An 11,613-nucleotide genomic window follows, 5' to 3' on the forward strand; every position below is an offset into this window, starting at 1 on the left:
TGTTTATTTCGCATCGTACCAAGATGGGCCTGATGCAAAGTCCACCTTTAACGGCACATCTAATGCAAGCGCATGCTCCATCACTTCAGGAACAAGCTTTTCAAGAATTTCAATTTCTTCCTTTGGCGCCTCAAAAATCAATTCATCGTGTACTTGAAGCAGAAGCCTTGCTTTTAACTGTTTTTCTTTCAGCTTGGCAGCCATGTCAATCATGGCTTTTTTGATAATATCAGCGGCGCTTCCTTGAATCGGCGTATTCATGGCCGTCCGCTCCGCAAAACTTCGGATATTAAAGTTCCGGCTCGTCAGCTCAGGGATGTAGCGGCGGCGATGCATAAGCGTTGTTACGTATCCTTTTTGTTTCGCTTCCTGTACTGAATCTTCCATGTACGCTTTTACGCCCTGGAAGCTTTCCAGATAGCGGTCGATAAATGCTCCCGCTTCCTTCCGGGTAATGCCGAGGTTCTGTGACAGACCGTAATCGCTGATCCCGTAAACAATGCCAAAGTTGACCGCTTTCGCCTGGCGTCTCATCGCAGATGTCACTTCATCCTTAGCGACATGGAACACATCCATTGCCGTTTTCGTGTGAATATCCATATCATTTGTAAAAGCTTCGATCAGATTTTCATCCTTTGAAATATGGGCAAGCACCCGCAGCTCGATTTGTGAATAATCGGCTGCAAAAATGAGCCAGTCTTTTTCAGACGGCACAAAAGCTTGGCGAATTTTCCGCCCTTCCTCAAGCCTGATCGGAATGTTTTGCAGGTTCGGATCAGTCGAGCTGAGACGGCCAGTTTGCGTTAAGGCCTGGTTAAATCGCGTGTGCACTTTATGCGAATCCGGTCTCGTCACCTTTAAAAGCCCTTCGATATATGTTGATTGAAGCTTGCCAATTTGTCTGTACTGTAAAATATAGTCGACAATATCATGCTTGTCAGCCAGCTTTTCAAGCACATCGGCAGACGTAGAATAGCCTGTTTTCGTTTTCTTTACGACAGGAAGGCCGATCTTTTCAAATAAGATGACGCCTAGCTGTTTCGGAGAATTGATGTTAAACGGCTCTCCCGCAATCTCATGGATTTTTTCTTCATATTCCTTCAGCTTCGCACCCAGTTCTTCACCCATCCGTTTTAAACGGTCAACATCGACCTTGACGCCAGTTGATTCCATTTCGCCAAGAATAAGCGCAAGAGGCATTTCCAGCTCTTCAAACAGTTCAAGCTGGTCGTTGTTTTCCAGCTCCTGAACGAGCTTTTCCCGAAGGCTTTGAATCGCTAACGCTTTCCGGCCAAGGTGCTCAGACAGTACGTCTTCTGACGGCACTGCCCGTTTTGCTCCTTTTCCATAAACTGATTCATCACTTGAAACGATATGCAGGCCGTAATCCTTAGCCACACTCGCAACGTCGTCATATGAATTGCCCGGGTTGATGATATAAGCCGCAAGGAGTGTATCAAACTCGGCTCCTTTCAGCTCAATGCCCTGCCAGCGCAAAGCGACAACGGCCCGCTTGCTGTCGAAGACCCATTTCTTCTGCTCGTCATTTTCCACCCATTCTTTAAACACCTCAGACTCAACGGCAGTGTCTTTCGGAATGAAATAAGCTCCCGTTTCATTTACGATCGAAAATCCGAGAATCGGCTCTTCATGATATTTATCGCCAATCTGTTCAACGACAAATGCGGATGGAGAAACCAATATATCGCTTGTCACGTCTGTGACTGTTTTGACATTAATGTCTTCCAACGATTGATCCTGTTCTGCTTCTGCACTGTCTTCTCCAAGCCGTTCAAGAAGCGTGTTGAAGCCAAGATCTTTAAAGATGGCAATGACCTGTTCACGATTAAAGCCTTGATATTCCAGGGCGGAAACAGATACCTCAATCGGAGCATCCGTCATAATTGTCGCAAGCTCCTTGCTCATCAATGCCTGATCCTTAAACTCCTCAAGCTTTTCCTTCAATTTCTTTCCGCTCACCTCGTCAATGGACTCCAGCAGCTTTTCAACGGAATCAAATTGTTTTAAAAGCTTAATCGCAGTCTTTTCTCCGACGCCGGGCACACCCGGAATATTATCTGAGGAATCGCCCATCAGACCCTTCATGTCAATGATTTGTTCAGGCGTAAGCCCGTATTTCTCTTTGACATGCTCCGGTGTGTAAAATTCAACATCGGTAATTCCCTTTCTCGTAATGGCAACTGTCGTTTTGTCCGTTGCCAGCTGGGTTAAATCCTTATCTCCTGAGAAAACCTTAACTTCAAATCCGTCTTTTTCAGCCGATTTGGCCAGTGTGCCGATAATATCATCCGCTTCATATTGTTCCAGTTCATAGCGGCTGATCTGGTAGGCATCCAGCAGCTCGCGGATAAACGGCATTTGTTCGGAAAGCTCAGGCGGGGTTTTCTGTCTGCCGCCTTTATATTCTTTAAATGTGCCGTGACGAAATGTTGTTTTCCCGGCATCAAACGCAACCAGCATGTGCGTCGGTTTTTCATCCTCAAGCATTTTCATCAAAATCATCGCAAAGCCGTATACAGCATTCGTATGAACACCTTTATCATTGCTTAACAGCGGCAATGCAAAAAACGCCCGGTAAGCCAGACTGTTTCCGTCTACAAGCACTAATTTTTTTCGTTCCGTCATTCAATTTCCTCCTAAGAAGCCTCAGGCTTCCATTCATCTCTTACATAGTCATTAGCTCCTCTTATTTTAACAAAGTTCAATTTGAAAGGAAAATACGTGAACTATAAGAGAAGACACAAAAAAGGACGGGAACACAAATAGGTTCCCGCCGTCAAAATTGGCTCCTTGGATGAAGGGGTTCTACTACATCCTACCAGCATAGGTTTAACAGTGCATGAAGATATTGTTAAACCTTTGTAAACATTAGGCGGACTTTTCAGCGGCCCGTTTCAGCGTCACGGTAAAGACAGTTCCCCGTCCAGGCTCGCTTGTGACATCAATTTTCCCTTCATGAGCCTCTATTAAATGCTTGACAATCGCAAGGCCCAGCCCTGTTCCGCCCGAATTCCTGCTTCTGTCTTTATCTACGCGGTAAAAGCGTTCAAAGATGCGCGGAATTTCTTCTTTCTGAATTCCGATTCCAGAATCGGCAATCTCAATCTGAATGTCTTTTTCTCTAGGTTTTACATTGATAGCCACGGAACCCCCCTCAGGCGTGTAGGTTAACGCATTGTTTACGAGATTAAGAAATACCTGTTTCAGCCTGTACGGGTCACCAGATACATATTGAGGGTCTTTCGGGACATTCAGGTGCAAGGAGATGCCTTTCTCATCCGCCTTATGCTTCAGAAGCGTTTCAATCTCACCAAGCATTTTGGCCGGCTCAAACGTTTCGATACTGAGCGTGAAATTTTGCTGCTCGATTTTTGAGAGATCGAGCAAATCCTGAACCAAAGACTGAAGCCTTTCGCTTTCCTTAAGAATAATAGAGAGAAATTCAGAAAGCGCCTCTTTGTCCTCCATCGCCCCATCCAATAACGTCTCCGTAAACCCTTTTATGGACGTAATCGGCGTTTTCAGCTCATGAGAAACATTGGCCACAAAATCCTTCCTCATCTGCTCTAATTTCTTTGTTTCCGTCATGTCATGGAAAACGAGCACAATTCCTTTCCATTCATCGTCCGGCCCCATAATCGGAACGCCGTCCACTTCAAAATAACGCCGTTCTATTTTGATCGGAAGTCTTAACAGCTTGCATTTCTTTGTCTCCGTCATAAAAATGTCTTCGACAAGCTGGATCACTTCTTCATGTTCAAATGCATCGTGATAAAGACGGCGCAGCATATGATTCGGATTGATATGAAACTGCTTGGCGTAAGATCTGTTTACGAGATTAATAAAGCCTCTTCCGTCGATCATAATCAGCCCGGAGCCAATGTTTTCAATGACTGTCAGCAGCCGATCCCGCTGCATTTCCTGCGTTCGCGTCATTTCCATCAGATCAATGGCAAGGCTGTTCATCGCATGTCCTAGCTTATCAGAACGCCTAATATAGCCGCCGTACGTCCGTGCATCGTAGTTGCCCTTAGAGAGTTCTGTGGCTACATTTGTCGCTGACTCAATTGACCTTTTATAACGTGAGGTCATGCTGGAATAAAAATAAACAATGACGATAAATGCGGTACAAAGACTGGCCGTCAGCATCCCCCACAATTCGCCTTTTAAGCCGTCGCTTTTTTCAGAGGCGGAAAGCAGCACATATCCTGTTTTTTCACCTTCGCTTCTAAGTGAAAGTCCGTAATAAAGCTTGTTATCTGTTGTTGACAGAATACCCTCATGGCCAGAAACAAGCGCCTGCACCTTTTGGGAATCAGCCGATTTCCCGTTTGACCCATACAGCACCTTGCCGTCTGTATCAATAACGGATGCGCTCACATCAAGCGCGCCGCCTGCATCTTTAATGATTTTCTCATTTGCTTGATTATTCAGATTGCCGGCATCAAGAAGCGAAGCCAAGTATTTTGCTTCTTTTTCAATGTGTTCCTCTGCTTTCCTTTGATCAGATGTTTCAAAAAGCTGCTGTAAAAACAGCCCGAGGACACAAAACACCAGAATCATACAGACAACGAATATAGAAAAAAGGCGCACACGGTATTTATTCATTCATTTTTGGCTCCTCCAGTTTATACCCCAATCCCCTAATCGTTTTAATGTAGATCGGTTTTTTGGTATTGTTTTCAATTTTGTCGCGAAGATGGCTGATGTGCACATCAACAATTCTTGTATCTCCGGCAAAATCATAATTCCAGACTGCGCTCAGCAGCAGGTCTCTTGTCAGAACTCTGCCTTTATGTCTGCCTAAATAGAGCAGCAGTTCGAATTCTTTCGGTGTCAGTTCAAGCTGACTTTCTTTAAAGTACGCTTCATAATGATCAGGCAGGATTTTCAGATCGCCAATTACGATCTGGCCTTCCATTTCATCATTCTTCATCTCACTAGAGGGCGCAGCCATTTCCGAACGCCTTAAAATCGCTTTTACTCTCGCATTTACTTCCCTTGGACTGAACGGCTTGGTCATATAATCATCAGCACCGAGCTCAAGCCCTAATACTTTGTCGAATTCCTCATCCTTCGCTGTCAGCATTAAAATGGGAAACATCAGTTTTTGCTGTCTCAGCTGCTTGCATACTTCGATTCCGTCCAATTTTGGAAGCATCACATCAAGCACAATCAAATCAGGCTTCTCTGTTTCCGCTTTTTTGAGTGCTTCTTCCCCATCCGAGGCGGTAATGACATCATAGCCTGACCGTTCCAAATTGTACTGTAAAAGAGTAACAATAGATTCTTCATCATCCACAACTAAAATTTTCTTGTTCATGCTGTGCCTCCAGTATTATAATTCCCCGACATCCTATTTCTCTATTTTATGTCATCTTAACATGTTTCATGATTTTATTTTAGCGAAAGCAGGACATTCCGACAATTCGCCTTTTACATCATTTTTAAAAGAAATAAAGACGTTTGTGATAACGCTTTCATTTATAGTAAAAAGAGAAAGGCTGTATTAAGCAAGCCTTTCTCTCTTTTTATTAGGATAATACTTTCATGACATTTTTGACAGATTCAACTGATTTATTCAGCTGCGCTCTTTCATAGTCTGTCAGTTCAAGTTCAATGATTTGCTCAAGACCGTTGCCGCCTACAATTGTAGGAACACCAAGGTAGATGCCTTCATAGCCGTATTCCCCTTCAAGATAAGCAATTGTAGGAAGAACGCGGCGCTGATCTTTCAAGATCGCTTCGACCATTTCAGTCAGAGAAGCCGCAGGCGCATAATACGCGCTTCCGTTTCCAAGAAGATTCACGATTTCGCCTCCGCCTTTTCTAGTGCGCTCCACAATTGCGTCAATCCGTTCTTTCGGAATAAGAGTTTCAAGCGGGATACCGCCAGCATAAGAATAACGCACAAGCGGCACCATATCGTCACCGTGTCCGCCGAGTACGAAACCAGTCACATCTTTCACTGACAGGTTTAATTCCTCTGCCACAAATGTTCTGAATCTTGCCGTATCAAGCACACCGGACTGGCCGATTACACGCTCTTTAGGGAAGCCTGATTCTTTGTACACCGCGTATGTCATTGCATCAACAGGATTTGTCAGCACCACAATAATAGAGTCAGGAGAATATTTCACGATTTCCCGCGTAACGCTTCTCATAATCTTTTCGTTTGTAGAGACCAGATCATCTCTGCTCATACCAGGTTTTCTTGCGATACCGGCTGTAATGACAACAATGTCAGAGCCAGCTGTATCCTCGTAATTGGATGTTCCCGTAATTTTTGCGTCAAAGCCTTGAACCGGGCTTGCTTCAAGCATATCAAGCGCTTTTCCCTTTGTCGGGTTCTCCAATTGCGGAATGTCAACAAGAACAACGTCTGCCAGCTCTTTTTGAGCGATTAAAAATGCAGTTGTAGCTCCGGTAAAACCTGCTCCGATAACAGAAACTTTTTTACGAGTATTTCCCATGTCTCTCTTCTCCTTTATGGCTAGTTTTAGGCTTTTTCCTTGCTTAGTCCATGTTTTTGATCAGTTCTTCTCCGAACTCTGAACATTTCACTTCAGTCGCGCCGTCCATTAATCTAGCAAAATCGTAAGTTACGACTTTGGAAGCGATTGTTTTTTCCATAGATTTGATAACCAAATCAGCCGCTTCGTTCCATCCTAAATGCTCAAGAAGCAGAACGCCTGAAAGAATAACCGAAGATGGGTTTACTTTATCAAGGCCTGCATATTTAGGAGCCGTTCCGTGCGTCGCCTCGAAAATCGCATGTCCTGTTTCGTAGTTGATGTTCGCTCCAGGAGCAATGCCGATTCCGCCGACTTGCGCAGCAAGAGCATCAGAAATGTAATCTCCATTCAAGTTCATTGTCGCAACGACATCAAACTCGTTTGGACGCGTTAAGATCTGCTGAAGGAAAATGTCAGCAATGCTGTCTTTGATAATGATTTTTCCTGCTGCTTCCGCTTCGCTTTGCGCTTTGTTGGCAGCGTCTTTTCCTTCTTCTTCAGCAATGCGGTCATATTGAGCCCATGTGAAGACTTTATCTCCGTATTCTTTTTCAGCAAGTTCATAGCCCCAGTTTTTGAACGCGCCTTCTGTGAACTTCATGATGTTTCCTTTGTGAACAAGCGTTACAGATTTGCGGCCATGCTCGATCGCATAATCAATGGCAGCTCTGACCAAGCGGCTTGTTCCTTCTTCTGAAACAGGCTTAATGCCGATACCTGATGTCTCAGGGAAACGGATTTTATTGACGTTTAACTCATTTTGAAGGAAGCTGATAAGCTTTTGCACTTCTTCAGAGCCTTTTGCATACTCGATGCCTGCGTAAATATCTTCTGTATTTTCACGGAAGATGACCATATCAGTATCTTCAGGGCGTTTTACCGGTGACGGCACTCCAGTAAAGTATCTTACAGGTCTTAAGCAGACGAATAGGTCAAGCTCTTGTCTGAGCGCTACGTTCAAAGAACGGATACCGCCGCCGACAGGTGTCGTTAACGGGCCTTTAATCGCGATGAAATATTCGCGGATCACATCTAATGTTTCAGCAGGGAGCCACTCACCTGTTTTATTATAAGCCTTTTCTCCGGCGTAAACTTCTTTCCATGTAATTTTCTTTTCGCCTTTGTATGCTTTTTCTACTGCTGCTTCCAAAACCTTCGAAGCCGCGTTCCAAATATCAGGACCGGTTCCGTCTCCTTCGATAAATGGGATAATCGGGTTGTTTGGTACGTTTAATACTCCGTTAGAGACTGTAATTTTTTCACCTTGTGCCACAATAAAAACCTCCCAGTATGTAATTCATATTTAGAAAACATTTTATTTTTCTTATATAGAAAATAAAATGATTTTTCCTAAGATTCAATTTAAAGTGTAACCCAATTTTGATGTTCTGAACAAGAGGCTAACCTCATTGACGCAAGCCAGCCTCCAATGGTTCTTTAGGCTCTTTCTTCAATCGGAACGAATTTTTGTTTGTCAGGGCCTGTGTAATCTGCCCGCGGGCGGATCAGACGGTTGTTGTCATACTGCTCAAGAATATGAGCGAGCCAGCCGGACATTCTGCTTACAGCAAAAATCGGTGTAAACAAATCATGGTCAATACCGAGGCTGTGATATACAGAAGCCGAATAGAAATCAACGTTAGGCGGAAGCTTTTTCTCTGATGTGACGATGTCTTCTATACGAATCGACATCTCATACCATTTGCTTTCGCCTGTCAGGTTGGTCAGGCGCTTGCTCATTTCTTTCAGATGCTTCGCGCGCGGATCACCATGCTTATACACACGGTGGCCGAATCCCATGATTTTTTCTTTCTTTTCAAGTTTAGCGCGGATGTACGGCTCAGCGTTTTCCACTTCACCGATTTCTGTCAGCATTTTCATAACGCCTTCATTCGCTCCGCCGTGAAGAGGCCCTTTCAGCGCGCCGATTGCTGCAGTAATGCCTGAATAGATGTCAGAAAGTGTTGCGACGCAGACCCTCGCTGTGAACGTTGATGCGTTCAGCTCATGGTCAGCATGTAAAATCAATGCTTTGTTGAAGGCTTCAACTTCAATTGGTGAAGGCTCTTCACCGTTTAATGTGTAAAGGAAATTCTCCGCAATACCGTAATCTTCTCTCGGTTCAACAGGCTCAAGACCCTTGCGAATTCTGGAAAACGCTGCAACCAGGCCAGGCACCTTTGCCTGAAGGCGGATCGCCTTTCTGTAGTTGGCTTCCGGGTTCATGGTATCAGCCTCGCTGTCAAGCAGGCCTAGTAATGAAATTGCTGTCCGAAGAGCAGCCATGGGATGAACATTTTCGAGGGAATAAGATTTGAAGTGCTCAATAATTTCTTGCGGAACGGCAGCTTCCTTTGCAAGCTGCTGCTTTAACTCTTCAAGCTCTTTTTTGTTTGGCAGCCTTAGATGCCAAAGCAAGTAGATGATTTCTTCAAAACTTGCATTCTCTGTCAAATCATCGATATCATACCCCACATATGTAAGGGTATCATCAATAATAGAACTAACAGATGATGTTGTTGCTACAACCCCTTCAAGACCGCGTGTCGCTGTCATATATAACATCTCCTTTTCAATAAATTTCCCCTTTAAGAGTGTTGTAAAAACATGAGGCTTACTTAAAAAGCACGATGCAAGTATTTCTCTCCCCCAAAAAGAAAATGCTTACATTTTACTGGCTGCTGGAACTAAAACTCTTTGCTTATGAAAGAACATAACAAATTCTTATAAGCTTATTTAAGTTTAAGCCTATTCTCATTATAAACAATAATCAGACATTTGTTAAATGTTTACCTATAATTTTTTTTTTTCATTCTGTGATTTCCCCGAAAAAACGCCTTTATTTGCGGGTTTTTGCATACAAAAAAAAGCGGCTTTAAGGCCGCTTTTTTTTTTATGAAGTGAACAGTTTTACGATCTGCATGGCTAAATAAGCAATCCCCGCTCCGATCAGCGGCCCCACCGCAACTCCTCCAAAAAGCGCGACTGCAAGAATGGTCCCGATCACGAGAGCAGTTGTAATATGTGGATCATTTTCAAGCAGGGTCAGGCCGTTTTTTGCAATCAGCGCCACTGCGATCCCCGCTCCAAGGGCGATCCATGCGTAGGAAGACCGCATTGCTTCTCCAAGCTGCTTAAATCCGATTTCTCCCGTGGCAATCGGGACAAGAACGGCGATGGTAATAATGGTCACACCCCAGTTAATGCCTTTTGACTGGATGGTCGGAAATAATTTCTGATCAAGTCCAACGATTTTGATGATCAAAAGGACGGATACAGCAAAGAGCAATGATTGGTTTTTTGCGATAAGTGCGATAGCCAAGAGTAAAATTAAAAATAAATTCGCTTGTGTAAACACATGCCATCCCTCCTTTAAGATGAATGTATTCATATTCAGCCGCAGCGTGAATACATATAAAAAATAGGACATGCTGACGAGAGGAGGACCGTTTTCGTGAATCAATCTTATATCACTATTTTTTTCAGAACCCTCTTTGTCATATCAATGACCGCAGGGTCGATAGCTGCAGCCTATTATTCGTTTCCGTTAACTTATCCGTTCCTGATCGCCCTTATTCTTTCTTCAATGATTCATCCTGTTGTCGATTATTTGGACAAAGTGACAGGATTCCCCCGAACGATAAATGTTCTGGGCGTTCTTGCTTTTTTTCTGCTCGCAGCCTTCGGCGTCCTCACCATTCTGGTAGCCGAAATCGTAACGGGAACAGCCTATCTAGCAAAAACGCTGCCTCCGCATATCAGCACGTTTATTTCATATTGCGAAAAATTGTTTACAACTCATATTCAGCCGCTCTATAACGAGTTAACTCTTTTGTTTCAAGAATTGGAAACGAACCAGCAGGCTTCCATCGTCACTCATATCCAGACACTCGGTGATTCTGCCGCTAAAAATGCCGGGCTCCTGCTGTCCCACATTCTAGAGATGATCCCGAGATTTTTCGCTCTTCTTCCCAATACGGCGGCGGTTCTGATTTTTTCTATTCTGGCAACCTTTTTTATGACAAAGGATTGGCATAAGCTGAAAGCCATGCTTGTTTTAATTCTGCCGGATCGTGTGACAGCTAACAGCAAAGCAATCAGCAGCGAATTAAAAAAAGCAATGACTGGTTTTATCAAAGCACAAGCCGTCCTCGTTTTCATCACGATGGTGATTGTATTTATCGGCCTTTCTCTCTTAAAGGTTGAACACGCCGCAACAATTGCTTTTTTAATCGGGCTTGTAGATCTTCTCCCTTACTTAGGTGCCGGCTCCGTATTTGTGCCCTGGATTTTGTATTTATCGATTACGGGCCAGCTGCCCCAAGCGATCGGAATTGGTATCCTGTACCTCGTCGTTCTTATTCAGCGGCAGCTGACAGAGCCCAAGATACTAAGTAAATCTATCGGGATCGATCCGCTGGCAACGCTCATCGCCCTGTTTGCCGGCTTTAAATTATTCGGGTTTTTAGGACTGATTGCGGGACCGGCTGTACTCGTCATCATCCAAGCTTTCATCACAACAGGCGCATTAAAAGAAATATGGTCCTATATCACCGTTCAGCAAAAATAAAACGGCAGCCGTTTTTTCATGGCTGCCGTTTTTTATTTGATGATGATCCGCTTATTCTTCGACATTCCTCTCAGCCATTTGAACAGAATCGGCTTACACCAGCCGCGGGTAAACGGGATAAGAAGACAGGCGCCGGCCAAATCTGATAAAAAGCCCGGAAGCATCAGCAATAGACCGCCAATGAAAATGCTCAGACCGTCAGCAATCGCTTCCCCCGGCATTTTGCCATATTGAAGATCACGCTGAACCTTATAATACACTTCGGTTCCTTGTTTTTTTGCAGCTGCTGCGCCGATAATCCCAGTCAGAATCATGAATAGAACTGTCGGCAAAATGCCAATCAGCTTGCCTAAAAATAGGAATATGCCGATTTCTATTGCCGGAAACACAATAAAAAGCAAAAACAAAAATCTCATATCCAAGCCCCCCACACGTGTAACACGTTCTGTTCAACAAAAGGCATGATAAAGAGAAAAGGAAGGGATTCCCCTTCCATTTTCACCTGTA

At 44.1% G+C, this 11,613-nt stretch carries 9 protein-coding genes; 1 reads left to right on the forward strand and 8 read right to left on the reverse strand.

From position 1 onward, the window contains the following. Nucleotides 1-3 precede the first annotated feature (3 nt). The 7 genes from polA to NYE53_RS14450 form a co-directional block, all read right to left on the reverse strand. A complete protein-coding gene (polA, locus tag NYE53_RS14420) occupies nt 4-2,646 on the reverse strand; it encodes a DNA polymerase I (RefSeq protein WP_339245306.1) in 2,643 nt (880 codons plus the stop codon). Between the two features lie 243 nt (nt 2,647-2,889). Continuing rightward, complete coding sequence (gene phoR / locus NYE53_RS14425) at nt 2,890-4,629, reverse strand: sensory box histidine kinase PhoR (protein WP_339245309.1); 1,740 nt, start codon at nt 4,627-4,629, stop codon at nt 2,890-2,892. Beyond that, a complete protein-coding gene (gene phoP, locus NYE53_RS14430) occupies nt 4,622-5,344 on the reverse strand; it encodes a two-component system response regulator PhoP (protein ID WP_014477634.1) in 723 nt (240 codons plus the stop codon). Before phoP ends, phoR begins: the two co-directional genes overlap by 8 nt. 211 nt (nt 5,345-5,555) lie before the next feature. Continuing rightward, nucleotides 5,556-6,494 (reverse strand): malate dehydrogenase, encoded by a 939-nt coding sequence (mdh, locus tag NYE53_RS14435; protein ID WP_003237775.1) that lies wholly within the window; start codon nt 6,492-6,494, stop codon nt 5,556-5,558. Between the two features lie 43 nt (nt 6,495-6,537). Next, nucleotides 6,538-7,809, reverse strand: a complete 1,272-nt coding sequence (icd, locus tag NYE53_RS14440; protein ID WP_014477637.1) for an NADP-dependent isocitrate dehydrogenase — start codon at nt 7,807-7,809, stop codon at nt 6,538-6,540. A 164-nt stretch (nt 7,810-7,973) separates the two neighbouring features. Then, nucleotides 7,974-9,092, reverse strand: a complete 1,119-nt coding sequence (gene citZ / locus NYE53_RS14445; protein ID WP_004398810.1) for a citrate synthase — start codon at nt 9,090-9,092, stop codon at nt 7,974-7,976. Nucleotides 9,093-9,429: 337 nt separating this feature from the next. Next, nucleotides 9,430-9,894, reverse strand: coding sequence for a DUF441 domain-containing protein (locus NYE53_RS14450; RefSeq protein ID WP_004398695.1), 465 nt, complete (start codon nt 9,892-9,894; stop codon nt 9,430-9,432). A 96-nt stretch (nt 9,895-9,990) separates the two neighbouring features. Here NYE53_RS14450 and ytvI point away from each other — a divergent pair, with 96 nt between their 5' ends. Beyond that, nucleotides 9,991-11,106 (forward strand): sporulation integral membrane protein YtvI, encoded by a 1,116-nt coding sequence (gene ytvI, locus NYE53_RS14455; protein ID WP_339245311.1) that lies wholly within the window; start codon nt 9,991-9,993, stop codon nt 11,104-11,106. A gap of 32 nt (nt 11,107-11,138) precedes the next feature. Here ytvI and NYE53_RS14460 read toward each other — a convergent pair whose 3' ends face one another. Then, complete coding sequence (locus NYE53_RS14460; RefSeq protein ID WP_014477640.1) at nt 11,139-11,522, reverse strand: FxsA family protein; 384 nt, start codon at nt 11,520-11,522, stop codon at nt 11,139-11,141. Nucleotides 11,523-11,613 lie beyond the last annotated feature (91 nt).

Origin of the sequence: Bacillus sp. FSL R5-0523 (assembly GCF_037975295.1) — a bacterium.
Classification (GTDB): domain Bacteria; phylum Bacillota; class Bacilli; order Bacillales; family Bacillaceae; genus Bacillus; species Bacillus subtilis.

Coding starts and splice junctions, on each gene's coding strand:
- polA (WP_339245306.1), bottom strand. CDS start 2,646: ATGACGGAACGAAAAAAATTAGTGCTTGTAGACGGAAACAGTCTGGCT.
- phoR (WP_339245309.1), bottom strand. CDS start 4,629: ATGAATAAATACCGTGTGCGCCTTTTTTCTATATTCGTTGTCTGTATG.
- phoP (WP_014477634.1), bottom strand. CDS start 5,344: ATGAACAAGAAAATTTTAGTTGTGGATGATGAAGAATCTATTGTTACT.
- citZ (WP_004398810.1), bottom strand. CDS start 9,092: ATGACAGCGACACGCGGTCTTGAAGGGGTTGTAGCAACAACATCATCT.
- NYE53_RS14460 (WP_014477640.1), bottom strand. CDS start 11,522: ATGAGATTTTTGTTTTTGCTTTTTATTGTGTTTCCGGCAATAGAAATC.
- mdh (WP_003237775.1), bottom strand. CDS start 6,494: ATGGGAAATACTCGTAAAAAAGTTTCTGTTATCGGAGCAGGTTTTACC.